At 26.1% G+C, this 295-nt stretch carries 1 protein-coding gene; it reads right to left on the bottom strand.

The genetic code is table 11. The features are described from left to right. Positions 1–114 precede the first annotated feature (114 nt). The coding region (locus ACX6CF_RS26685; protein ID WP_458788410.1) for a BlaI/MecI/CopY family transcriptional regulator at positions 115–295 on the bottom strand (181 nt) is incomplete at its 5' end.

Here is a 295-nt window from a genome sequence, read left to right on the forward strand (position 1 = left end):
ATTTTTAAATATGGTTTTTATGCTAAGAATAATCAAGATGACAATACTTATTATTATTGATGAATGAAATATTTGAATAGTCAACTCATGTAAATTAAACAATATCTAACCTCCTTATTTTTCCGTCTTTTCGTTAAGAATCTTTTTCAAATCATTTATTTCATCCTTACTAAATGCCTCATCTTCCAAAAATTTTGCAAACATCAAGCTGAAAGTGCCATTATAAACACGGTTCAAGAAATTTTTGTTTTCTTTTCGTTTACATTCATCTTCGTTAACAATAGGGTAATATAAG

The sequence above is a fragment of the Vallitalea sediminicola genome (assembly GCF_054408565.1).